The sequence below is a fragment of the Kribbella aluminosa genome (assembly GCF_017876295.1).
Classification (GTDB): Bacteria; Actinomycetota; Actinomycetes; order Propionibacteriales; family Kribbellaceae; genus Kribbella; species Kribbella aluminosa.
Map to the genome: position 1 here is coordinate 64,263 of NZ_JAGINT010000002.1, position 24,132 is coordinate 88,394.

Here is a 24,132-nt window from a genome sequence, read left to right on the forward strand (position 1 = left end):
CACTGGAGAGGAGGAGGAACCAGATGAGCGGTGTGATCGTCCTGAACGCCTCGTACGAGCAGTTGCACGTCGTGTCGATCCCGCACGCCATCCGGATGCTCGTCCGGGAGGTCGCCGTCGTCGAGGAGGCCCACGACGGCGCCAGCATCGGACCGTTCCCTCTTCCCCGCGTCCTGCGGCTCGTCCGGTACGTCGTGATGAAGTGGCGGTACGCCTCCGGCCGGCTGCAGTACACCCGGGCCGGCGTACTGAAGCGGGACAAGTACACCTGCGCGTACTGCGGCAAGCTCGGCGCCACCACGATGGACCACGTCGTTCCACGGTCGAGAGGCGGACGCGGCGAGTGGCTGAACGCCGTCGCCGCACACGCGGACTGCAACGAGAAGAAGGGCTCGCGCACCCCGGAAGAGGCCGGCATGCCGCTGTTGTGGCAGCCGTGGATCCCCTCCCGTGCCGAGATAGCGCTCTGACCCGACACCAGCAGACCCTGCCCGGTGTCGCGGCGGAGCGCGATGCCAGGTGGGCGACGGCGACCCACCCTCGGTCCTGACCCGAGGCCCCGCAGGTTCGACCCCTGCCCTGGCAGCTATGGCGGAATAAGCCGAGCTTCGGCCTAACGGCAACCGTTTCGAAAACGGTCAGCCCTTCAGCGGGCGTGCAGGTTCGAGACCTGCTTCCGCCGCATGCACACCAACGAAGAGGGTGAGGAGATGAACGTGGAGCTTCCGGTTGAGTTGAGTGGGGCCAAGAGCTCCACGCTCATGTGGGCGCAGGAGTACGAGGTCGACGCGAAGGCGCTGCAGCAGCTGCGGAACATCGCGGCGCTGCCGTGGGTGCACGGGGTTCGGGTGATGCCGGACGTGCACCTCGGCAAGGGTGCGACGGTCGGGTCCGTGATCGCGATGTACCAGGCCGTGTCGCCGGCTGCCGTCGGTGTCGACATCGGGTGCGGCACATGCGGATTGCCCGGGAGCTGCCGCACAACGCGGACCTCCCGGACCGCAACCTCGCGGTGTTCCTGTCCGGTACGCCGGAGATGGACGCGTACCGGCGGGACCTCACGTGGGCGCAGGAGTACGCCGCCCGGAACCGTGCGGTGATGCTCGCACTCGTGATGCAGGCGGTGCGGGAGTCGTTCGAGGTCGACGTACGGTTCGAGCAGCCGATCTCGTGCCACCACAACTACGTGGCGGAGGAGCAGTTCGACGGGCTCGACCTGCTCGTCACCCGCAAGGGTGCGATCCGGGCCGGGCGCGGAGACCTCGGCTGATCCCGGGGTCGATGGGCACCGGGTCGTACGTCGTCCGCGGGCTCGGCTCCGAGCGCTCCTTCTACTCGGCCTCTCACGGGGCGGGCCGGCGGATGAGCCGCACCGAGGCGAAGCGCCGGTACACGGTCGCGGACCTGGTCGCCCAGACCGACGGCGTCGAGTCCCGCAAGGACGCCGGCGTGATCGACGAGATCCCCGCCGCCTACAAGGACATCGACACGGTCATCGCGGCCCAGTCCGACCTGGTCGAGGTAGTCGCCCACCTCAAGCAGGTCATCTGCGTCAAGGGCTGAACACTCGCGCCGCCCGCCGTCATCAGGGGAGACGGCGGGCGGCGGACTGGAGGTCTCGTGAAGGCTGCAGTGCGATTGGTCTACAGCGCGGACGTCGACGTAGAGACGTACGTTCCGGACGATCCGAACGACGACGGCGTCTGGGTTCGGTTCATCGTCGGACCGGCGGGCGAACCCGGTGAGGAGTCGTTCGACGTGCTGGTGTGTACGCCGTTGTGGTTGCGCCGGGTCGTCCGTGGGGAAGGACCGCAGATCGGGCGCCATCATCTGATCGTCGACCCGTTCGACCTTCGGCTGGCGGTCGGGTTCCTGTGCCGGCAGTTCGAGGAACTCTCGGCGCCGACGTACGACGACCCGGCGGAGAAGCTGGCGCGGCTGGGGCTGTGGGAGTTCGAGGACTAGCGGGAAACGTAGTAGGTCCGGGGCCGAGCGAACCGGACTTGGTGAGATCCGCCTGTTGGTAGGGGCAGCGGTTTGCTAAACCGTCGGTCGGCTGGCATGTCGGCTCGCGAGTTCGAATCTCGCTCTCACCGCTGGGTGGTTGGGATGGACCAGCCACCCTGCCAGCCCCGTTGGTCTAGCGGTCAGGACGCCTGGTTCTCATCCAGGAGATCACCGGTTCGAATCCGGTACGGGGTACGCGTCAGCTTGCAGGGTCGAATCCTGCGTTCGGCACGTAGTAACTATCAGACAAGAGAGGAGGACCGGCCGTGGCCGACCTCAGGAACAGGAAGCGAGTGCCTGGTGGCAGGACCGGTGCTCCGGTCGCGCAGGGGCACTCGATGCGGCGCGTGTTGCTTGCCTGCGGGCATGTGCAGCGGGATCGGATCGCGCACCGTGGGGATCACGTGTGGTGCGAATCCGAGTGCTCCGACTGGACGCGGGTCGTGTCCGTGCAGGAGTAACGCGTACCCAAGGACGGGCAGTACTCGGGCCGTTGAGCGTGCGGGCAGGTGCATGTACAGCGTCTCACCGGTGCACTACCCGTCCTTCGGTACGCAACCCCCTGGTGACGGAATCACACCGGGCCCTCCGAAGGCTCGGTTCCTGGTTCGACTCCAGGCAGGGGGACGTGGCAGCCGCTTGCCTCGGGCACCTTTCAGGACCGGGGTGGTGACGTGTTCGAGGAACAGTTCGCGCCGGGATTGAGCAGCGGGTCGAAATGCGCCGTCAGTGAGACGGCGGTTTCGGCTCTGGTGGACAGGATTCGCAGGCGCAGGTCGTCGGCGGTCACCGGGTGGTCGAGTGGGAGCAGGCGGCGGTGGCCGACCGTGGTGCCGGTGGCTATCTCCTGCCAGGAGCCTTCGACGAGTGCGTCTACGGCGAAGGATTCGACCTGTTGCCCCTGCTCGATGTCTTCCCGCAGATCCAGGACGTTGATCGTTGCCGGTAGCACCAAGTCGGTGTCGTAGTAGTCCCGCACCGCCGCCCCGAACTCCTGCAACCGCGCCACGTCCGGATCGGCGAACAGGCCGCGGCGGTCGGGTGGGATGTTGAGGAGAAGGACGGCGTTCCGGCCGACCGATCTGCGGTAGATGTCCAGGAGTTCCGGGAGCGACTTCACCGCGTCGTCCTCCGCGGCGTGGTAGAACCAGCCGGGGCGGATCGACACGTCGACCTCCGCCGGGTACCAGCGCAGCTCGTCCGCCTGCGCGATCAGCTCCGGGCCCGCGACGTCCGGTGCGGTCTGCTCGGCCAGCATCCGGCCGTCGCGGAACGGTACGACGCTCCACTCGGCCTCGCGCGCGAACCCGTCCTCGTTGCCGACCCAGCGCACGTCCGGTCCGCCGACCGCGATCGTCGCGTCCGGCGCCAGCCGCCGGATCAGGTCGAACCAGCGGTCGTACGCATAGCTCTGCGTGCTGTGCGTCGGGTTCGCCCCGTCCAGCCACACCTCGGAGATCGGCCCGTACGACGTCAGCAACTCGTGTAGCTGGTTCAGGTAGAACCGGTTGTAGTCGTCGACGACGTACTCGAACTCGCCGATCCGTGACGGCACCGCCGGGCTGCCGTTGCCGTAGTACCCGCCGGGCGCCTTCTCCTGGTAGAGGTCGGCCGGCGACAGGTACACGCCGAACCCAAGACCCGCTGCAGCACAGGCCGCGGACAGCTCTCCGACCACGTCCCCGCGATAGGACGACGCGGAAACCGTGTGCGGAAGGAACTTGCTCGGCCACAGGCAGAACCCGTCGTGGTGCTTCGCCGTCAGGATCACGCTCTTGAATCCCGCGGACACAAGTGTGGAAACCCACTGCGAACAGTCCAGCGCAGACGGATCGAACGCAGCGGGATCGTCCAGCCCGGTCCCCCACTCCAGGTCGGTGAAGGTGTTCGGCCCGAAATGCACGAAGGCAGTGAGCTCCTGCCGCTGCCAGGCGACCTGCCGCGCCGACGGACGTACGGCCGAAGCATCCATCACAACAACACCTTTCCGGGGTTCAACAGATTCAACGGGTCGAACGCGGCCTTGACCCGCCGGTGCAGCTCGAGGCCGACCGGGCCGAGTTCCGTTTCCAGCCAAGCCGCCTTCAGCGTGCCGATCCCGTGTTCGCCGGTGATCGTGCCGCCGAGCCGCAGGCCAAGCTCCATCACTGCGCCGAACGCCTGCAACGCGCGCGTCTCGGCCGCCGCGTCGTTCCGGTCGAAGACCACCGTCGGGTGCATGTTCCCGTCGCCGACGTGCCCCGGGCAGAAGATCAGGACGTCGTACTGCGTGCCGATGTCGGCGATGCCGCGCAGCAGCGTGACCAACTGCGAACGCGGCACCGACACGTCGTCGATCAGCGTGATGCCGAGTCGCTCCAGCGCCGGGTTGACCAGCCGGCGCGCCTCCAGGAGCATCTGGGACTCCTCGGCGTCCGAGGACTCCGCGACGTCGACGGCACCGTGCGCGGAGCAGATCTCGGCGATCCGGGCGACGTCTTCAACAGCCTGCGCTCCCCGATCGGACTGTGCCAGCAGCATCGAGCCGACGTTCTGCGGCAGTCCCATGTCCCGATAGTCCTGGATCGCCCGCAGGGTTGGCTGATCGAGGAATTCCAGCAGCGACGGGCGGAGGCCGGAGGCCATCACGGCGGCTGCGGCTGCGATGCCGTCCTCGATGGTTCGGAACGTGGCGGCAGCGGTCAGTGCGGCTTCGGGGGCCGGGCGCAACGCCAGCGTGGCCTCGGTGACGACGCCGAGCGTCCCCTCGGACCCGACGAGCAGCCGCGTCAGGTCGTAGCCGGCGACCCCCTTCGCGGGCCGCCGGCCGGTGCGTACCACCTCGCCGGACGCCAGTACGACCTCCAGGCCGCGGATGAAGTCCGATGTCACGCCGTACTTCACGCAACACAGGCCGCCCGCGTTCGTGGCGATGTTCCCGCCGATCGTCGACATCTCCCACGACGACGGGTCCGGCGGGTAGAACAGGCCCTGCTCCAGGACGGCGCGGGACAACGACGCGTTCACCACACCCGGCTGTACGACGGCAACCTGGTCCTCGACGGAGATCTCCAGGATCCGGTCCAGCCGCGCGGTCGAGAGCAGCAGGCACCCGTCGACCGCGTTCGCCGCACCAGACAGGCCGGTCCGGGCGCCCTGCGTGACCACCGGCACCCGGAACTCGGACGCGAGCCGCATCACCTCCTGCACCTCGGCCGTGCTCGTTGGCCGGACCAACACCCGCGGCACACCCGCCGTACAGAAGGTGGCGTGATCGTTGCGATGACTGTCCAGGATGTCCGGATCGTCGACAATCTCACCGAGGACCGACCGGAGCCGGTCCAGGAACTCATCCCTCATCTTGCTCGGCGAGCAGCCGCAGGATCAGCTCGGCCCGGCGGACGCGCTCCCGTCCGAGGGCTTCCGCCGTACCGGCGAGGTGGGCACCGATCGGGTAGATGTTCGGGGCGTTCCGCAGGCCCATCTTCAGGTACACCGGCGCCGCGACCCGGACGATCTCGGGTACGTCGTAGAAGCGGACGTGGCCGCCCTGGTCGTCGGGGACCTCGATGTACATGTCGATCGGTACCGTCGTCACCGACCGGATCTCCGCGAGTACCGGCACCGGCAGGTCGGTCGACACGTTCAGGCTGGTCGCGCCGAGCCGCTCGTACAGCTGGGCGGTCGGTGCGTTGGGCAACGGCATCAGCACCGACGTCTTCAGCACCAGATCCGCGGGCAGCTCGCCCTCGATCTTCAACTGGCCAAGGATCTCCAGTACGCCGATGTCTCCGACCAGCAGGCTGCGTACGCCGAGCTCGACCGCGCGGAACGCGTCGCACAACGACGCCGCCACCTGGTCGTTGCCGCGCGCAACACCGCCGACCGCCGCCGAGACCTTCGCCTGGCCGCCGATGTCCCAGGAGCCACGCGGGCCGAGGAACAGGCACACCTCGACGCCCTCGGACGCGCCGAGCGTCAGCATCTCCTCGACCTCACCGTCGGTCAGCATCATCACGCCGCTGCCCTGCGACACCCGGTCGATCGTGACGCCGCGGTCCTTCGCCTCCTCCAGGACCGCGGTCATCACCCGCGGGCCCTCGCAGGACGGGATCTCCACCTTGTACGGCGAACCGTCGGGGAAGGTCTTCGTGGACGCCTCCCCGGGCCGGAAGCCGCGGTCGGCGAGCAGGGCACGTGCTTCGCGAAGGTTCATCTCTCGCTCCAGGGTCCGAGTCGGCCGGCCGGCGCCAGGTTGCGCGCCGTACCGGTGATCTCCAGGTCGAATCGTTCGGCCGCCTCGGTCAGCAGGGCCGGTGTCACCATCAGCTCGTTCGGCGACAGGGTGTCCTTGATCCGGGCCAGCCGGAGCTCGGACCAGTGCCGCCGTCCGCACATCGTCACGGCCGCGAGTACGGCGGCCTCGTCGTCCTCCATCACCATCGGCAGCCGCGAACGTCGCGCACCGCCGGCTCCGGAGGTGAGCGCGTTCACGTAGCTGGCTCTGAGGTCGATCTGCTCGAGCAGACGCGCGGGGATCACGTCGGCCAGCCCGAGACCGGACGCGTTCCCGTGGGATGCCGTGGACAGCGAGTGCACGCTGATCGCGGCGATGTCCGGGGACCCGAACTCGGGGATTCCGTGCACCCAACAGCGGCCGATCACGTTGGTGTCCATGCCGGCGCCGGACTTGTCCTTGCCGAGCTCGTCGATCACGAGGACGTCGAGCTGGTCGAACGGGAGGCGGCCGAGGAGGCTGGAAGCCCTTTGCAGCAAGGCGTTCTCGGCTGCTTCGGCGATGCCGTCCGCGGTGAGGAGTTCGACCGACGCGGTGCGGTCCTCGGCGTTCTCCAGGATCGCGAGGCCGCCGAGGATCTTGCCTTGTGCAACGATCATCCGCGCGGCGGCCTCGATGTTGCTGCCGAGGGAGGGGATACCGCCGGCGTGCAGGGCGGCCGCACCGCGGTGGTTGCCGAGGCCGATCGCGAGGATCTTCGCGATGCCGCTCTCGATCGGGCCGCGGAAGTCGGTGTGCGGCTTGACGCGGTTCACCAGCAGTACGCCGTCGGCCTTCGCGGCGAGGGTGTCGTGGTGGATCTCGGTGCCGTCCGGGAGGGTGCCTACGACAACGGTCTCCATCGTCGCTTCGATGGGGCAGCCAACGGATTCCGCGGTGATGCCGAGGCCGGCGAGCATCTCCCGCTGCCCGTCGGCGGTCGCCCCGCCGTGCGAACCCATCGCGGGCGTCACGAACGGGACGGCACCGGCGTCCCGCAACCAGTCCACGGCAGCCTTCACCACCGGCACCAGGTCCCGGATGCCCCGGCTCCCGGCCGTCACCGCGATCCGCGCTCCCGGCACGACCCGCCCCCGAAGTGGCTCCAGCGCCGACCGCGCATCACCGTACGGGTCGACCGAAACCGGCAGATCACTCAGTAGCTGCCGAATCGGCGTGACCTGCGGGAGCTTGCCGCCCGGCCGCAGACCCCGGATCGCGTCGAACGGCCCCCACCCCCGCCTCGCTTCGCTCGGCGGGTTGAAGTTGGAGGCCGGCTCACCGGGCTGCGAGATCCCGGCGGACCCCGATGAAGCGGTCCCGGCGTTTCCGGCGGACCCGGGTGAAGCGGTCCCAGGGGACCCGGGTGATGCGGTCCCGGGGGACCCGGGTGATGGGGACTCGGGTGAACCGGGTGATGGGGACCCGGGTGAAGCTGTCCCGGGGGAACCGGGTGGTGGGGTTCCAGGGGAACCGGGTTGGGTGGGCATCAGTGGCTCTGGCGGGCGACGGCCGAGCCTGTGCGGCCGACCAGGAAGTCGAGGTCGCAGCCCTGGTTCGCCTGCGTCACGTGGTCTACGTAGAGGCGGGCCCAGCCGCGGTCGGTGGGAGGTGCGGGTGGTTGCCAGTCGGCGCGGCGCTTCTCCAGTTCTTCGTCGGTGACGTCCAGGTGCAGGCGGCGGGCGGGGACGTCGAGTTCGATCCAGTCGCCGGTGCGGACCAGGGCGAGCGGGCCGCCGACGGCCGCCTCGGGGGTGACGTGCAGGACGACGGTGCCGTACGCCGTACCGCTCATCCGGGCGTCCGAGATCCGCACCATGTCGTCGACGCCGATCTCCGCGAGCTTCCGCGGGATCGTCATGTTGCCGACCTCCGGCATCCCCGGATACCCGCGCGGCCCGGCGTTCTGCAGGACCAGCACGGTGTCCTCGTCGACGTCCAGCTCCGGATCCTCGACCGCCTTGTCGTACTCCTCGATGCTGCTGAACACCAGAGCCTTGCCCCGGTGCCGCGACAGCCGCTCGGACGCGGCCGACTGTTTGATGACCGCACCGTCCGGCGCCAGGTTCCCCTTCAGTACGGCGGTTCCCGCGCCACTGCCCAGCGGATCGCCGACCGGGCGGATCACGGCGTACGTCTCGCTGTCCGGCGCCGCACCGGGGTACGTCGCCTCGATCCGCTCGGCGTTCGCGACGTTCTCGCCGATCGTCCTGCCGGTGACGGTGATCGCCTCGGTCTTGAGCAGCGGCAGGATCTCCTTCAGTACGGCGGGCAGCCCGCCGGCGTAGTAGAAGTCCTCCATCAGGTACTTCCCGGACGGCTGCAGGTCGACCAGCCACGGGACGCCGCGCGCCCACTCGTCGATGTCGTCCAGCGTCACGTCGACGCCGATCCGGCCGGCGATCGCGAGCAGGTGGATGACGAAGTTCGTCGAGCCGCCGATCGCCGCGTTCGCCCGGACCGCGTTCGCGAACGCGTCCCGGGTCAGCACGTCGCTGATCTTCAGGTCTTCCTTGACCATCTCGACGATCCGCTGCCCGGACTTCTGCGCGACGACGTACCGCCGCGAGTCGACCGCCGGGATCGCCGCGGACCCGGTCAGCTGCAGGCCGAGCGCCTCCGCCATGCAGGCCATCGTGGACGCCGTACCCATCGTCATGCAGTGCCCGTTGCTGCGGGACTGCCCGGCCTCGGCCGCGGCGAAGTCGTCCGCCGACATCCGCCCGGCGTTCAGGTCCTGCGTGAACCGCCACACCGCCGTACCGGAGCCGATGTCGCAGCCGCGGAATTTACCGTTCAGCATCGGGCCGCCGGTGACCACGATCGTCGGCAGGTCGACGCTCGCGGCGCCCATGATCGAGCCGGGCGTGGTCTTGTCACAGCCGGTCAGCAGTACGACGCCGTCGATCGGGTTGCCGCGTAGCGACTCCTCGACGTCCATGCTGAGCAGGTTCCGGAACAGCATCGCGGTCGGCCGCAGCAGCGTCTCGCCGAGCGACATCACCGGGAACTCCAGCGGGAACCCGCCGGCCTGCCACACGCCCCGCTTGACCGACTCGGCCAGCCGCCGCAGGTGCGCGTTGCACGGGGTGAGCTCGGACCAGGTGTTGCAGATCCCGATCACCGGGCGCCCGTCGAACGCCTCCTCGGAGAAGCCCTGCGACTTCATCCACGACCGGTGGATGAACCCGTTGCGGCCCTTCTCGCCGAACCAGTGGTCGAAGCTCCGCCGGCCGATCGGCTGGTCAGGCTCGTCAACAGTCGGTTCGTCAGTCATCGCGGCACCTCGTCTGTGGTCACGGTTCCGTTCACCCGGCGGGTGATCCCGGCCGGGTTCGAGTCCTTGAGTACGTCGGGGAGCACCGCGTCCGGGGCGTCCTGGTACGCGACCGGGCGCTGGAACCGGCGGGCGGCGGTGACGCCGACACTGGTGTGGATCGAGCCGACCGTCGACGGGAACGGGCCGCCGTGGTGCTGGGCCCAGGACACGGCGACGCCGGTGGGCCAGCCGTTCCACAGCACGCGTCCGGCGCGGGCCGTCAGCAGCGGCAGGAGTTCGCGCGCCAGCTCGGCGTCCGAGTCCTCCGCGTGGAGGGTCGCCGTGAGGTTGCCGTCAAAGGCTTCGAGGGCTGCCTTCAGCTGGTCGGTCCCGTCGTACTCGACGACGATGGAGACCGGGCCGAAGCACTCCTCCAGGATCTCGTCGCGGCGGGCGAGGAGTTCCGGAACGGTCGTCTGCAGCAGCGTCGGCGCAACCGCAGCACCCGCTTTGCCCGTCGACCAGACGCGCACGCCGTCCACCTTCTCCAGCCGGTCCAGGCCCGACGTGAAGCCCTGCTCGATCCGCTCGTTCAGCATCTTCGCCTCGACCGCTCCGCCGACGGCCTCGACGAGCTGGGCCTGCAGGCCGTGGCCGGCCGGGAGGAACAGCAGGCCGGGTTTGGTGCAGAACTGGCCGACGCCGAGGGTGAAGGAGCCGACGTACCCGGTGGCGATGTCGTTGCCGCGGGCATCGATGGCGGCCTGGGTGACGAAGACCGGGTTGAGGCTGCCGAGTTCGCCGTAGAACGGGATCGGCTCCGGGCGGGTGACCGCGATCTCGTGCAGCGCCTTGCCGGCCGGGACGGAGCCGGTGAAGCCGGCGGCGGTGATTCGCGGGTCCTTGAGCGCGGTGACGCCGACGTCGAAGCCCGCGATCAGGCCGAACGTGCCGTCGGGGGCGCCTGCTTGCTTGAGTGCGTCGATCATCACGGCGGCGGTGCGGGCGGAGAGTTCCGGGTGGCCGGGGTGGGCCTTGACGATCACGGGGCAGCCGGCGGCGAGCGCTGACGCGGTGTCGCCGCCGCAGACGCTGAACGCGAACGGGAAGTTGCTCGCGGCAAACACCAGGACGGGGCCGAGGGGGACGAGTACGCGGCGCAGGTCGGGGCGCGGGACCGGCTTGGCCTGCGGGTCCTTGGTGTCGATGGTGACTTCCAGGATGGACCCCTCTTCGAGAACATCCGCAAACATCCGCAACTGCCCGGTGCTCCGCGCAACCTCACCCGTCAGCCGCGCCTCGGGAAGCGAACTCTCCCGCATGGCGATCGGCACCAGCTCCCCAGCTGCCGCATCCAGCGCATCCGCAACCGCCCGGATCCACCCGGCCCGCACGGCGGGCTCGGTGGCTCCGAACGCGGGAGCCGCCGCGGCTGCGGCAGCAAGCGCCTGCTCCAACTGAGCGGGGGTGGTGTCGCCGCCGGTGGCCGGGGTGTCGGCAGGGTGCGAGGTCATCGGAGTCCGTCCAGGTTGTCGGTTGCGAGGAAGGCGAACGGTTCTCGGCCTGCCGCCACGGGGTTGGTGAGGGTGCCCAGGTCGTCGATGGTGATCGTGATGACGTCGCCTTCGGCGAGGGTGAAGTCGAGTTCGGGGACGATGCCGGTCCCAGTGGCGAGGATCACGCCGTCGGGGAAGTCGTTCGGCAGGAACAGCGCGTCGATCAGGTCCTTCAGCTCGCGGACGAGCTTCGCGGTGGACGTCGTACCGCTGAACACCTCGTCGTCACCGCGGCGGATCGACAACCTGATACCGAGTGCCTTCGGATCGGCGACCTCCCACACCGGGCGGATCCCGGACGCCAGCGCGCACCCGCCGGCGAACAGCTTCGCCTGCGGGACGTACAGCGGGTTCACGCCCTCGATCGACCGCGAGCTCATGTCGTTGCAGATGGTGAACCCAACGATCTCACCGTGGCTGTTGGCAACGACCGCGAGCTCCGGCTCGGGTACGTCGTGCCCGGAGTCGGAGCGGATCCCGACCGGCTCGCCGTCGACGACGACCCGCCAGGCCGGCGCTTTCTGGAACAGCTCGGGCCGGTCCGCGGTGTAGACCTTGTCGTACACCGACTGCTCGCTGCTCTCCTCCATCCGCGCGCCGCGCGACCGCTCGTACGTCACGCCCGCGCACCACACCTCACCGCGACCGTCGATCGGCGGCAGGAACGTCAGCCCCTCGGCGGGCACCGCCGCGCCGACCTTGGCGACCGCGGCCTGCAGCTCGTCCAGCGGCAGCCGGAGCAGTTCGGCGAAGGAGTTCACCCCCTCGAACGGAGCCACCGAGTCACCGGTGCGGACACCAGGGACCGGCCGGCCGTCGACGGGGGACAGATAACGGACCAAATGCATTGGGAGGCCTCTCATTTAATAGGCACAGCTACATCGACGTACCGAGCAAACCGCGGGTGATCTGGAAACCTATGTTGCCGGAGGCAACCGCCTTGGGGACGAGCCGCCGGCCGGCGACCGTGGCGATCGTGTCCAGCCCGATCCGGGCCTGCTCGGCCGCGTCACCGGTGGCCACCGCGTCCAGGTCGTCGCCGTACGTCGACACCGTCCCCGGGTCGCTGCTGAACTCGACGACCGGGACGAACCGCTGCGCCGACACGGTGCCGCCGGCAACATGCGCGAGGATCTGCTGTACGCCGGTCGCACCGAAACCGGTCGCCGTCTCCATCCAGTCCGTACCGGGCATCCGCATCACGTGCCAGCCCGGCGCCGCGAGCCGCTGGCCGTGTGCGACCGTCGGCCCGACCGCGTCCGCCGATCCGAACGCCGCCGTACGGAAACCGTCATCGGCGAGCAGTGCACCACGCGACGACAGTACGACGGAACCGCCGGAGCCGACGATCTCGCGGCCGATCAGCGCCAGCGCCTCGGCGGTCTGCGCCGGGAACGGGCCGCGCGCCTCGAGGCCGATCGTGAGCGCGCCGAGGTCACCGGGCTGCTCGACCGGAGCCGGCAGGTCGAAGCTGCTGAACCAGTCGTTGACCTTGCCGGCGACCGCGTCGAGGCCGCCGTCCGCCTGGATGCTCGCCCAGCCGAACCGCGCCGGATCCGCACCCGCCTCGACGAGCCGCGCGCGGAAGTAGTCGTTGTGCGTCTTCTCGCAGCCGTGCTCGAGGAGCAGCGCCATCCGGGTGTTCGGGTGCAGCAGGTACCCGAGCATGATCCGCGCGAACGTCTCCTCGGAGGCGCCGCCGCTGCTGCCGCAGCCCTCCGTGTGCGGTAGCGCGACCATCCGGGTGACCGCGTCGCCCGCCCACTTCTCCAGCTCGGCCTGCGCGGCGATCCGCAACGCGATCTGCCCGGAGCACAGGCTGGTCGGGAGGATCAACCCGACGGCCTCCGGGACCTGTCGATTGTCGACAGTCAACAATTCGGCAATCGTGCGGCCGTCGGACGTCAGGCCGGAGTGCGGCAACCCGTCGAGCGGGGCGTCGCGGTCCTCGGCCGGCAGGTCGGCGAGTTGGCGCGCCATCCGCCCGTCGGTGCTGATCGAGATGCCTTCGCGCGGTCCGGTCTGCTTCCAGTTCCGCCAGATCGACACCTGGCTGTGCCCGGCCCGCTCGCCCGCACTCTTCTCCCCCGACGCGACCCGTACGACGAGGTCGAACGTCTCCGCGGTCAGGTCCGCCATCGACGTACCGGTCAGGTACTTGCCGGCGTCGACGTCCATCTCGGCGTGCAACCGCTCGTACCGCGCGCTGGTGGTGACGAACTTGAGCGTCGGCACGAACGGGAAGTTGGTGATCGACCCGTTGCCGGTGGTGAAGAAGATCAGGTTGCAGCCGCTGCCGATCTGCCCGGCCACCGACTCCAGGTCGTTGCCGGGACTGTCCATGAAGATGTAGCCGCCACTACGCCCTGCCTCCGGCCCCACACCGTCCCACCCTGGCAGCGGCTCGCCGTAGTCGATCACGTGGTCCAGCCGGACCTCGCGCGGCAGCTTGCGGGCAGCGCCGATCGACTTCAGCACGATGTTGTAGAGCCCGCGGTACACGTTGCCGCCGGACGGGTTGCCCTCGGCGGTGTGTCCGTGCCAGCCGACGCGTTCCTTGAACGACTTGATCGTGGCCAGAAAACGTTTCGCGGTCGCGAGGTCGCGGACGTTCGTCAGCACGTACGGCTCGGCGCCGATCAGCTCGTCGGTCTCCGCGAGCACCGCCGTACCGCCGTGCCTGATGACCTCCGCACTGACCTGGCCGGCCAGCGGGTTCGCGGAAATTCCGGAAAACGCGTCGGATCCGCCGCACTGCAGCGCGATCTTGAGGTCCGCGAGCGGCACCTCGACGCGCGGCTGCGCGTCCACGATCGGCAGCCACGGCTCGATCAGCGCACCCGCGGTGGTCAGGTCGTGCTCGAAGCCGGCGCTGCGGATGAAGTACGCGTGCGGCACCTTGATCGACGGGTAGCCGTTCTCCGACAGGAAGTCCCTGATCGCCTCGCCGGAGACGACATCCCCCTCGGTGTCGACGATCAGCACCGCGCCGACGTTCGGGTTCAGCGCGAAGCCGCCGAGCGTGGCGAGCAGGAAGTGCAGGTTGTTCGGTACGTCGTCCTCGCCGCCCTCGGTGTGCGCGACCGGTACGACGCCGTCGCCGGCCGCCGAGTGCGAGAACCGCCGCGCGAGCTCGGTGACGAACCCGCTGCTGCGGGAACTCGTGGCCAGCAGTACGACGTGGTTCCGGGTCCCGGCCGGGCCCTGCTCGCGCGGGTAGCCGAGGAACGTTCCGGGCTGCTCGACGCTCGTCACCTGGGCGCCGAAGTTCAGCGCGGACTCGTCCAGCTCGAACGGGTCCAGCGGCTCGTTGGTCGCGGACGGCTCGTCCGGCAGCCCGTCGACGCCCCGCGCGGTGACCGCTGCCAGGCTGGTCGGCGTACAGACGTAGTCGCCAGGGACCAGATCGCGGGATGCGCGCGCGAACGCGGTGTTCCACGAGGTCAAGGCCTCTTGTGCGCGGACCGGCGCGACCACGAAGCGGTGTCCTTCGAGCACGGTGTGCGGCAACGTCACCGTCGTACCGTCGAGCTCCACCTCGGTCCCGGCGTCCAGCCGCCGGGAGGCGATCGCGACGTTGTCTCCTGACTCGGGCAGCACGCCGATCTGTTCGAACCTCACCATCGTTCGTGTCTCCCCATAGCTAGGCCGTGCCGAAATCGTGCATGATGCATGATTACCAGTGTTACCCTGCCGAAACCTGACCGGTGGGGTCAAGACCGCGACCAGATTCCGGAGACACCTGATGACCGAGCCAGTGGCGCCGGTGGACCGGCGGCTGCTCCGGCGGCAGATGCTCGCCGACGACGTGTACGAGGCCATCAAGACGATGCTGATGGACCACGTCATCCGTCCCGGGGCCCGGATCTCGATCGACGGACTGGCCCGCGAGTTCCAGGTGTCGTCGACGCCGGTCCGGGAGGCGCTCGCCCGGCTGGAGTCGGAGGGACTCGCGGTCAAGGAGCCCTTGAAGGGTTATCGCGCGACCCCGCTTCTCTCGCTGGAGGAGTTCGACGATCTCTACCGGTTCCGGCTGCTGCTCGAGCCCTGGGCGGCCCGCCGGGCGGCCGAGCTGATCTCCCCCGAAGGTGCCGCGCAGTTGCAGACCGAACTGGCCACCGCGGTCGAGCCGACCTCGATCGACTACGCCGGGTACAAGTCGCTGACCGTCCACGACAACCGGTTCCACTCGCTGATCACGTCACTGTCGGGGAGCGACCAGGTCCGGTTGGCCTTCGAACGAACCCACTGCCACCTACACATCTTCCGCCTCCACTACGACCGCGACATCGGCCCCGAAGTCCTCACCGAACACCGCACGCTCGTCGAGGCGATCACCTCCGGCGACCCGGTACGCGCCGAGGCCGCGATGACCCAGCACATCGAAAACTCGATGACGCTCCGGCTGCGCCGCATCTACGAATGACCGACGCCGCGCCGCAGAGGACCCCGAACGCCCGGCGCCCGTTCCCGCTGGCGATCCCGCCGGAGCTGACGGCGTACATCCTCGACTTCCACTGGGACCTGGACCGCCTCCACGCTCTGGATCTCCCGGTCGCGCAGATGGCCGTCGCGGACCTCGCTCATCATCTGGACCTTCCGTTCTGGGCGTACGACGGGCGCCCGTTCCAGGTCACACCTCACGAGGTCGCGGCGGACCCGAGCACCTACGAAGCGCAGTACGACCGGACCCTGGCCGCCGACCTCCGGCACCCGCTGGACGTCGTACGCCGCCCCGACAACCGCATCACGATCCTCGACGGCGTACACCGCCTGCTCCGAGCAGAACTCGAAGGCCACCGAACGATCGCCGCCCGAGTCCTCCTCTGGTCCGCCCTGGACCGCATCGCGCTACACGAGTAGAACCTCCCGTATCCACCGCAAATGCCGGCGGCCGGGCGCCCGTCCGGGATCGGCGTCGGCGATGCTGTGGGCGTGGAGTATGTGTCCAGAGTGCCGCGACCGCCGCTGGACGGGCTGATCGACGACCTCTACTACCTGGAGGGTGCACCGCCGTACGCCCGGCTGACGCTGCCGCCGATGCCGTCGGCGTTGCTCATCGTCAACCTCGGGGACCCGTTCCGCATCCGCGCCGGCACCGACATCGAGACGGCCGAGTACGCCGACGGCTGCGTGGTCACCACGCCCACCCGCGCGATGGAGTTCGGCTACCCACCCCGGACCCGGTCCGTCGGCGTGCACTTCAAGCCGTGGGGGTCGGCGCCGTTCCTGCCGATGCCCGCGGCCGAGCTGTGTGACCGGCCGGTGACGGTGGAGCAGGTGTGGGGCCGGCCCGCCGTTGCTGAGCTGCGAGACCGGCTGGCCACGGCGGACGGACCGTACGAGATGCTGACGCTGCTCGAGGAGGAGCTCATGCGACGGCTGTGCGAGACCGCCGGCCTGGGGCTGGTCCGCCATGCGAGCAGCATCATCGCGGCGACCAGCGGGGCGGTGCCGATCGGCGACCTGAGGGTGGCAGCCGGTGTCAGCAGCACTCATCTGGCACAGCGGTTCAAGGAGCTCATCGGCGTCACGCCGAAGCGGCTGGCCCGCACCTACCGCTTCGCCGCCACCGTGTTCGCGATCGACCCCGCCGAACCGATCGACTGGGGCGACCTCGCCGCCGGCGCAGGGTACTTCGACCAGGCCCACTTCGGCCACGAGTTCCAGGCGTTCACCGGGCTCACGCCGACCCGGTACGTCGAAGTGCGGCGGCGGTTCCTGCGCGAACATCCCGGCCACGTGCTGGACAGCTGGCCGCTGCCGGCCGATTGATTTCTTACAAGAGCGACAGCTCACGACACGCTAATTTGAGGGCACCCCAAAGCAGAGGAGAGCCCGGTGGGCAAGGTGGTCATGTACAGCTCGGTGTCGGTGGACGGCTTCATCGCCGACGAGCACGACCAGCCCGGACCGCTGTTCGACTGGTTGTCCAGCGGTGACGTCCCGTTGGACGAGAGCGGCGAGTTGAAGGTGTCGCAGACGTCCTACGACTACACCCGGGCGTACTGGGACCAGATCGGGGTGACTGTCGTCGGCCGCCACGTCTTCGACCTGACGGACGGCTGGGACGGGAAGCCGCCGGGCGGGATAGACCACGTGGTCGTCGTGACGCACCGGCCGGAACCCGAGGGCTGGGACCCCGAGTCGCCGTTTCACTTCGTCGACGGCATCGAGGCAGCCATGGCCAAGGCGCAGGAGCTTGCGGGTGACCGCATGGTCGAGGTTGCTGCCGGCGACGTCGGTGGCCAGGTGCTCGCCGCGGGCCTGGTCGACGAGGTGCGCATGGACGTCGCACCCGTCGTGTTCGGGTCCGGCAAGCGCTACTTCGGGTCGGTCGATGCGCAGCACGTGTTGGAGGATCCTGACGTGGTGATTCAGGGCAACCGGGTACTTCACCTGCGCTATCAGGTACGTCGTTGACCGACCTGAGCAGGTACGCGAAGTAGTCCACTGCGAAGATCGGGCCTCCGGCGGCGGTCACCGCCGGAGGCGGAAGTCGGCCTACTCAGCCGGCCTCCTGTACTCCCATCCGCCATCTACTTCGTGATCACCAGTGCGTCGCCGACGGGGCGTTCGCCGGTGGCGTCGGAGGGGGTGTTGAGGACGGTGCCGTTGGCAACCATTGTGGTGGAGCCGCCGCCGTCGAGGTTGATGGCCTGGGTCAGGTGGAAGGACTTGGCGACTGCGGCGGCTTCGGAGATGGAGAGGCCGAGGCTGTTGGTGTTGCGGCCGTCGGCGGTGATGAGGACAGTGCGGCCTTGGTTGTCGACGCCGGCGAAGGTGCGGGGGTTTCGTTTGTGGACCCAGCCGTAGTAGAAGCTCGGCGTCGCCTGGACCATCCCGTCGGCGGCTGCCGTGACGTGGATTCGGCCGTCGCGGACCAGTTCCGGTCCGCCGTTCACGATCGTCGTACGGCGGGTCAGCGGGACGGGGCGCCCGCGCTCGTCGAGGAGGGTCGAGCGGATCGGCAGCAGCTTCCCAAGTCGGGCGGCAGCGAGCAGCGGGGCGACCAGGTTGCCGGTCGCTTGGACGGTACGACCGCCGGCCGGGATCGCGCCGCCGCGGGCCGGCCGGAGCTCGGTGACGATGCCGCGACGGTCCAGTACCACCTCGGCGCCAGGCCCGGACGGAGTCGAGGCGCCGTACGACGCGTCGAAGGCGATCAGCTCGTCCGGATCGGTACACGTCGTGTCGTGCATCGGCTTCGACGTCGGCAGGTCGTCCGCCGTACCGCCGCAGTTGCGGATCAGGCCGGGGACCCGGTTCAGCCCGTCGAGCGGGAGCTTGCCGACCGAGCCGCGCCAGGTGAAGCGGTGGACCGACGTACCGCGTGGGCCGAGGACGAGGGCCGGGCGGCCGTTGGTGGGTTCGCTGAGCAGGCGGCCGTCGTACACGCCGACGCCGGCCGGGTCGCCCGGTGCGCCGGACTTCGGGTCGAGGACGAAGAAGCCCGCGTTCACCGCGGCGGTCGCGCCGGTCAGGGTCGCGAGCGCGCTGGTGGTCTCGCGCCGCTCGATGTCCGGGCCGTACGTCGCGTCGAGCTTGCCCCGGAACGTCTTCGGGTCGATCGTCAGCACCTGCACATGCCACGGACCGGTCGAGCCGGCGATGTCGTCGGGCTCGCCGTCCCAGCCGGTGTACAGGCTGGAGCCGTTGAGACCGGCCGCGATCACCTTGGTCCGCAGGGCATCGGCCTCGGCCTTGGTCCCGAACAGGCCGACGCGGACGCGATACCCGAGGCTGTTCCCGCCGGCGTCGGCGAGCTTCGGCGTCGGCACGTCCTCGACCCGCGGGTCCAGACCGGCCGCGCGGAGCTTGGCGGCGGCCTGGTCGGCGCCGGCCTGGTCGGAGAGCGCCGCGGCGGGCGCGTCCGGGTCGGGCGAGGAGGACGGGATCGCGATCTCCACCGTCCAGCCGGCACTGCTGTCGGCGTGGCCGCGGACGATGGTCGTGAGCGTGACACCCGGTTGCAGCGTGCGGGTGTCACGGGTCTCGGTCAGATTCGCCGGACCGAGCGGGAGACGCGCGGTCGGCGGGGTGGCGATCGCGGTCGTGCCACCAAGGGTCAGGGAAAGGCAGAGGGCAGACAGGCCCAGGCGTCGCAGGGTCATAGGACGTTCCTACGTTCACCCCAGGTACGCCGCAACCCGACCCGGGCGTCCCACACCTGAACATCACTCCAACGGCCCGCCGCCGGTCCGGCCTCCCGCCCGGCGATCGCCCGGAGCTGTACCGAAGGACGGGCAGTGGTCGGCTCAACGGCCGGATTCCGCGGACGCGCACGCCTGGGAGTCACTGGCTGCGTGGACCACTGCCCGTTCTAATGTCACGCAGGGGCGTCGCCGTGGTCCGGGATCTCCAGCTGTACGCCGCCTTGGAGGGCGGACTGGTGGGCGAAGATGCCGGGGAGGGTGTAGCGCGCGGAGACCCAGGCGTTGATCGGCGGGAGGGTCTTGTCGGCGACCGCGCGGACGAAGTCGTCGGCGAGGAAGTGGTGGGAGCCCTCGTGGCCGTTGTGCAGGCCGTCGAACTCCTTCGGCAGCCGGGAGCGGTCGTGCACCGGGGACAGGCCGGAGCGGAACGCGTCCCGCAGCGCCGGGTCGACGTTCGCCAGGTCGGCGTCGTCACCGGTCGGCTTGGTCTCCATCAGGTGCTCGACGTCCTCGACGCCTTCCTTGTTCTGCCAGAACGTCGTGGTCGCGAGCTGCTCGAAGCTGCCCTCGGTGCCGAACACCCGCAGCCGGGACTCGCGGATGTGCGACGGGTACCCGACGCGGCGCATCTCGTTGGTCCGCATGATGCCGCCGTCGGCGAGCTTGAACAGCGCCGTCGCGTTCGAGAAGTCGTTGTCGAACTGGCTGACGTCCTTGTCGAAGACGCCGTCGCCACGGTCGTCCTTGACGCCGATCGCCGACACGTGGGTGGCGTGCTGACCGGTCACCGAGAGAACATTGCCGACGGCATGCGTCGGGTAGAGCAGCGGCGGGAACGACGCGGTCTTCTTCCAGTCGTCACCGCCGGAGTACTGGTACGCCGCGTAGAACCCGAGGTCCATGTCGTGGACGTAGTCGCCCTCGGAGTAGAACACCCGGCCGAACGCGCCGTCGGCGAGCTTCTGCCGGCAGTACACCGAGGACGGGTAGTAGAAGCTGGTCTCACCCATCATGTAGGTGAGCCCGGTCTCCTTCACGAGTTCGACGATCCGGGCGATCTGGTCGGCCTCGATCGCCATCGGGACCGTGGAGTACACGTGCTTCCCGGCCTCGAGCGCCTTGATCGCCATCTCCCCGTGCAGCCAGCGCTGCGTGAAGATCGCGACCGCGTCCAGGTCCGACTCGAGCATCTCCTCGAACGACGCGTGCGTCGTCGTGACGCCCTGCTTGGCGGCCATCTCCGCCGCCCGCTCGGGGAGGACGTCGGTCAGCCGCACCTCGGACACGTCCGGATGCGCCGACCACAACCGCAGGAACGAGGGCGCGAACTGGCCCGCTCCGACCACACCGATGCTGATTCCCATGCGGACAAGGCAATCACACATTTATGTTCCATGGAAGAACAAATTCACACGTTGGAACATGTGACGTACGCCGCCTTCACACCGGACCGCCAGGCCATCACAATGCGCGGTTCGACGCGTGGTCCCGCCTGGCGAAGGCTGACAGGGCCGATTGTGATGGCCTGGGCGTCCGCGATCAGACCGTGCGGAAGAGGTGCGGGTTGTCGGTGGTGATGCCGTCGACGCCGAGCACGGTCGCTTGCGCGAGGGCGGCGGCGTCGGGGACGGGCCAGGCGGTGACCTTCAGGCCGGCTGCTCGCAACTCCGCGACACGGTCGGCGGTGAGGTCGGCGATGCCGCACAGCGACCAGGTGGCGCCGGCGGCGCGGGTGCGGGTGATGACCTCGGGGGCTTCCGGCGTACGGCCGAAGATGTGGCCGGTTTCCACCTCGGGGAACGCCTCCCGGATGGCCAGCAGGATCTCGGGGTGGAAGGACGTGACCAGCGTCCGCGCCGCCAGCGACGGGTCCGACTTCAGGGACCGGGCGATGAGCGGTACGGCGGCCACCGCTTTCACCTCAGCCTGGATCCGGACGTCGACGGCGGCGGTTGTCTCCGCCCACGTCGGGATCCGCTCGCCGGAGCCCGCATCCAGCGCGCGCAGCTCGGCGAGCGTCAGCGCCGCGACCTCCCCGGTCCCGGACGTCGTCCGGTCGACCGTCGCGTCGTGCATGATGACGAGCTCCCCGTCGGCGCTCACCCGCAGGTCGAGCTCGATCTCGTCGCAGCCGTCCGCGACCGCCCGGCGGAACGATCGCAGCGTGTTCTCCGGTTCGGTCCCGAGCGCACCCCGGTGGCCGGTGATGATCACGAGAACCACTCCTCGTCACGCCCGGTGATGATCACAGCACCTTCTCCTCGTAGAGCCGTTTGACCTCGTCGCCGATTGCTCGCGACCGCGCCGAACACTTGCGGCGGTTTCGCGTTGTCCCCGTAGATCTGCTGCAGCCCGGTGCAGATCTGCGGAGTGACGAGGGAAGACCGGGAGCGACAGCCCCACGGCTCGCGGCGGCGTCGCACTAGCACAGTCCCACTGGGTCCTTTCCTGTGAGGAAGGCGGCGACGGCGGTGGCCGCGATGGATCCGGCGCGGTGCGCGGTCTGCCGGGTCGCGCCGGCCAGGTGCGGCGTCATCACGATGTTCGGCGCGGTCAGCAGTCGCGACCCCGCGGGCAACGGTTCGGCCGGGAACACGTCGAACGCCGCGGCGCCCAGCTGCCCCGACTCCAGAGCGTCGACGGTCGCGTCGTAGTCGAGCAGACCGCCGCGCGCGGTGTTCACCAGTACGGCGCCGCGCCGCATCGCCGCGAGCTGCTCCGCGCCGATCATGCCGCGGGTCTGATCGGTGAGGCGCGCGTGCAGGCTCACGACGTCGGAGCGGCGCAGCAACTCGTGTAGATCGACGAGCTCGATGCCGTCCGGTGCCTGCTCGACGTACGGGTCCGACACCAGCACGTGCGCGCCGAAGGCGAGCAGCACCCGGGCGACCCGTTGGCCGATCGCGCCGTACCCGATCAGGCCCACCGTCGAGCCGTCGAGCTCGCTGCCGCACTCGTCGTACGCGTAGAGATCGGAGCGCCACTCACCCTGCTCCAGGGTCCGCTGCAGGCGCGGAAGGTTGCGCAGGGCACCCATCATCAACGCGACCGCGTGCTCGGCGGCCGCGACCGCGTTGCGCCCGGGCGTCGAGGCCACCGCGATCCCCCGCTGGGCCGCCGCGGCGACGTTCACGTTGACCGGCCCACCACGACAGACGACCAGGTACCGGAGGTCCGGCGCGGCGTCCAGCACGCGTTCGGTGAACGGCCCCATCTGCGTGACCGCGAGCTCGACGCCGGCCAGCGCCTCGATCAGCTGGTCCTCCGCGTCACTCGCCTCGTCCACCTCGGCCACCCGTCCGTACGGCGTCAGCGGCCACGGCAGAGTGACCTCCCGGAAGTCGAACGCGACGTCCGGGATCGTCCGCAGCGCGGCGGCGAGCAGGTCGTTCCGTACGAAGTGGTCGCCGGCGAGCAGCGTCTTGACGGTTCTCATCGATCTCCTGTGAACATTGGTGCCGGGTCGGACCAGCGCGGGCGGGGCCGCCTCGATCCGGCGGAGGTAGTGGGCGTAACCGTCGGCGTAGAACGCGGCACGGGCCGGGCCCGGGTCGACCTGGCGGGTCTCGGCGATCCATTCCGCGCCGGCGCTGTCCGGATCCACTGCCCGGCGGGCGCAGATCACGGCCCCCCGGGCGGCGACCTGTTCGGCCTCGGCGGTGTGCAGGGGCGCGTTCAGTACGTCGGCGAGGATCTGGGTCCACTCGCTGCTTCGGGCACCACCGCCGCACACCGTGACGCGACCGGTCCAGCCTGCCGCCTCGAGGCAGTGCCGGGCTGCGTACGCGATGCCCTCGCAGGTGGCGCGGACCAGGTCGGCCGTCGTCGTCGAGAGCGAGACGCCGTCGATCGAGCCGCGGGCGCGGGTGTCGACGAACGGGGCCCGCTCGCCGGACTCCGAGAGGTACGGCAGCACCGTCACGCCGGCGGCACCGGGTTGGCTGTCGGCGAGCAGTGCCGGCAGCTGATCGGTGGTCACGCCAACGAGTGCGAGCACCCGGTCGAGCGCCGCCGTACCGACCATCGCCGGCATCGCGCGCAGCCAGACACCGGGCGTCCAGGTGCCGAGGAACAGGCCGGCGGGCTCGCCGTCGACGGGAAGCTCACGCGTGACGACCTGACAGGCCAACGTTGTCCCGACTGTCAGCAAGGCGTCACCCACCTCGGTGACACCGGCCCCCGCGGCGGCGGCCGGCAGGTCGTACGGACCCGCGGAAACCCGTGTCCCGGCGACCATCCCACTCGCCCCGTCGCGCAGCTCCCCCACCGGCCCCGCAGCCACAACCGGCGCCAACAACCCCCGCATGCCGGCCAACCCGGTAGCGGCGAGAGCCTCCTCGTCGTACTCCCCGGTCCTGGGATCAAGGAACGGCGCCGACGCATCCGAGACATCAGTCGCCCGTACGCTGGTCAGCGCCTGCATCACCACGTCCTTGCAGTACGCCGCCGTTCCGGCCGCCTCGACAACCTCAGGCTCCTCCGCAAGCACTGCGGCGAGCAGGGGCCCGGAAGCTCCCGGAAACATGCGGTTTCCGGAACGGCGGAACACGTGTTCCGCAACCCCGTCCGCGGTCCACCGTTCGAGGATCGGGCTGCTCCGCGCGTCCAGCCAGGAGATCGCCGGGCGTACCGGCGTACCAGCGTCGTCGACCAGCCACAAGCCGTCGCCCTGCGCGGTGATCGCGAGTACGCCGGGGCTGTCGCCGGCGATGGCGGCCAGCTCACCTACCACCTCGTTGACCGAAGCAACTATCTCTTGGGTCTCGTGCTCGAATCGGCCGGTACTGCGATGCAAGAGCCTGGTCGGTCGAGCGGCCACGGCGACTGGGCGGCCGGCGGCGTCGAACGCGACGGCCTTCGTGACGGTGGTGCCTACGTCAACACCGACGTCCATACAGT

The 24,132-nt window shown here is 69.7% G+C and carries 19 protein-coding genes, 3 tRNA genes and 1 pseudogene; 11 read left to right on the forward strand and 12 right to left on the reverse strand.

Annotation, left to right across the window (positions count from 1 at the left end; all coding sequences use genetic code 11):
• Positions 1-23: 23 nt before the first annotated feature.
• The 7 genes and pseudogenes from JOF29_RS21570 (at position 24) to JOF29_RS21595 (ending at position 2,202) form a co-directional block, all read left to right on the forward strand.
• Positions 24-470, forward strand: coding sequence for an HNH endonuclease (locus JOF29_RS21570; RefSeq protein WP_209696307.1), 447 nt, complete (start codon positions 24-26; stop codon positions 468-470).
• A gap of 120 nt (positions 471-590) precedes the next feature.
• Positions 591-682, forward strand: a tRNA-Ser gene (locus JOF29_RS21575).
• Between the two features lie 169 nt (positions 683-851).
• Positions 852-1,100: an RtcB family protein gene (locus tag JOF29_RS43405; protein ID WP_245359981.1), complete on the forward strand. Its 249-nt coding sequence runs from the start codon at positions 852-854 to the stop codon at positions 1,098-1,100.
• Positions 1,010-1,563: pseudogene (locus tag JOF29_RS43410) on the forward strand (RtcB family protein); the annotation flags it as partial. The gene JOF29_RS43405 and the pseudogene JOF29_RS43410, both read left to right, overlap by 91 nt.
• A gap of 57 nt (positions 1,564-1,620) precedes the next feature.
• Positions 1,621-1,965 carry an Imm8 family immunity protein gene (locus JOF29_RS21585; protein ID WP_209696308.1) on the forward strand — a complete coding sequence of 115 codons (345 nt, stop codon included), beginning with the start codon at positions 1,621-1,623 and terminating at the stop codon, positions 1,963-1,965.
• 40 nt (positions 1,966-2,005) lie between these two features.
• Positions 2,006-2,096: transfer RNA gene (locus JOF29_RS21590), tRNA-Ser, on the forward strand.
• 33 nt (positions 2,097-2,129) lie between these two features.
• Positions 2,130-2,202, forward strand: a tRNA-Glu gene (locus JOF29_RS21595).
• A 460-nt stretch (positions 2,203-2,662) separates the two neighbouring features.
• Here JOF29_RS21595 and JOF29_RS21600 read toward each other — a convergent pair.
• From JOF29_RS21600 to JOF29_RS21635, 8 genes are all read right to left on the reverse strand, one after another.
• Entirely contained in the window at positions 2,663-3,979 is a 1,317-nt protein-coding gene (locus tag JOF29_RS21600; protein WP_209696309.1) for an alpha-L-fucosidase, read from the reverse strand.
• Positions 3,979-5,346, reverse strand: coding sequence for an FAD-binding oxidoreductase (locus tag JOF29_RS21605; RefSeq protein ID WP_209696310.1), 1,368 nt, complete (start codon positions 5,344-5,346; stop codon positions 3,979-3,981). The genes JOF29_RS21600 and JOF29_RS21605 overlap by 1 nt, the downstream gene beginning before the upstream one ends.
• Complete coding sequence (locus JOF29_RS21610; protein WP_209696311.1) at positions 5,336-6,202, reverse strand: U32 family peptidase; 867 nt, start codon at positions 6,200-6,202, stop codon at positions 5,336-5,338. Before JOF29_RS21610 ends, JOF29_RS21605 begins: the two co-directional genes overlap by 11 nt.
• Entirely contained in the window at positions 6,199-7,557 is a 1,359-nt protein-coding gene (locus JOF29_RS21615) for a nickel pincer cofactor-dependent isomerase, group 22 (protein WP_209699925.1), read from the reverse strand. Before JOF29_RS21615 ends, JOF29_RS21610 begins: the two co-directional genes overlap by 4 nt.
• 194 nt (positions 7,558-7,751) lie before the next feature.
• Entirely contained in the window at positions 7,752-9,539 is a 1,788-nt protein-coding gene (locus tag JOF29_RS21620) for an IlvD/Edd family dehydratase (protein ID WP_209696312.1), read from the reverse strand.
• Entirely contained in the window at positions 9,536-11,035 is a 1,500-nt protein-coding gene (locus JOF29_RS21625) for an aldehyde dehydrogenase (NADP(+)) (RefSeq protein WP_209696313.1), read from the reverse strand. Before JOF29_RS21625 ends, JOF29_RS21620 begins: the two co-directional genes overlap by 4 nt.
• Positions 11,032-11,856 (reverse strand): fumarylacetoacetate hydrolase family protein, encoded by an 825-nt coding sequence (locus tag JOF29_RS21630; protein WP_307863584.1) that lies wholly within the window; start codon positions 11,854-11,856, stop codon positions 11,032-11,034. The genes JOF29_RS21625 and JOF29_RS21630 overlap by 4 nt, the downstream gene beginning before the upstream one ends.
• Before the next feature lie 97 nt (positions 11,857-11,953).
• Positions 11,954-14,701 carry a UxaA family hydrolase gene (locus tag JOF29_RS21635; protein ID WP_209696315.1) on the reverse strand — a complete coding sequence of 916 codons (2,748 nt, stop codon included), beginning with the start codon at positions 14,699-14,701 and terminating at the stop codon, positions 11,954-11,956.
• A 121-nt stretch (positions 14,702-14,822) separates the two neighbouring features.
• On the opposite strand from JOF29_RS21635, the gene JOF29_RS21640 reads away from it, so the two are divergent.
• The 4 genes from JOF29_RS21640 to JOF29_RS21655 all read left to right on the forward strand — a co-directional run bounded on the left by JOF29_RS21640 (position 14,823) and on the right by JOF29_RS21655 (position 17,500).
• On the forward strand, positions 14,823-15,503 hold the full coding sequence (locus JOF29_RS21640; RefSeq protein ID WP_209696316.1) for a GntR family transcriptional regulator: 681 nt from the start codon (positions 14,823-14,825) through the stop codon (positions 15,501-15,503).
• Positions 15,500-15,940 carry a hypothetical protein gene (locus JOF29_RS21645; protein WP_209696317.1) on the forward strand — a complete coding sequence of 147 codons (441 nt, stop codon included), beginning with the start codon at positions 15,500-15,502 and terminating at the stop codon, positions 15,938-15,940. The genes JOF29_RS21640 and JOF29_RS21645 overlap by 4 nt, the downstream gene beginning before the upstream one ends.
• Before the next feature lie 21 nt (positions 15,941-15,961).
• Positions 15,962-16,852 carry an AraC family transcriptional regulator gene (locus tag JOF29_RS21650; protein WP_245359364.1) on the forward strand — a complete coding sequence of 297 codons (891 nt, stop codon included), beginning with the start codon at positions 15,962-15,964 and terminating at the stop codon, positions 16,850-16,852.
• Between the two features lie 66 nt (positions 16,853-16,918).
• Positions 16,919-17,500: a dihydrofolate reductase family protein gene (locus tag JOF29_RS21655; protein WP_209696318.1), complete on the forward strand. Its 582-nt coding sequence runs from the start codon at positions 16,919-16,921 to the stop codon at positions 17,498-17,500.
• Positions 17,501-17,616: 116 nt separating this feature from the next.
• Here JOF29_RS21655 and JOF29_RS21660 read toward each other — a convergent pair whose 3' ends face one another.
• The 4 genes from JOF29_RS21660 to JOF29_RS43415 form a co-directional block, all read right to left on the reverse strand.
• The gene (locus JOF29_RS21660) at positions 17,617-19,191 is read right to left on the reverse strand and encodes a phosphodiester glycosidase family protein (RefSeq protein ID WP_209696319.1); all 1,575 of its coding nucleotides are present in this window, start codon (positions 19,189-19,191) and stop codon (positions 17,617-17,619) included.
• Between the two features lie 215 nt (positions 19,192-19,406).
• Positions 19,407-20,597, reverse strand: a complete 1,191-nt coding sequence (locus JOF29_RS21665; protein WP_209696320.1) for a Gfo/Idh/MocA family protein — start codon at positions 20,595-20,597, stop codon at positions 19,407-19,409.
• A gap of 175 nt (positions 20,598-20,772) precedes the next feature.
• Positions 20,773-21,447 carry a glycerophosphodiester phosphodiesterase gene (locus JOF29_RS21670; RefSeq protein WP_209696321.1) on the reverse strand — a complete coding sequence of 225 codons (675 nt, stop codon included), beginning with the start codon at positions 21,445-21,447 and terminating at the stop codon, positions 20,773-20,775.
• A 208-nt stretch (positions 21,448-21,655) separates the two neighbouring features.
• Positions 21,656-24,127, reverse strand: coding sequence for an NAD(P)-dependent oxidoreductase (locus JOF29_RS43415; protein ID WP_245359365.1), 2,472 nt, complete (start codon positions 24,125-24,127; stop codon positions 21,656-21,658).
• Positions 24,128-24,132 lie beyond the last annotated feature (5 nt).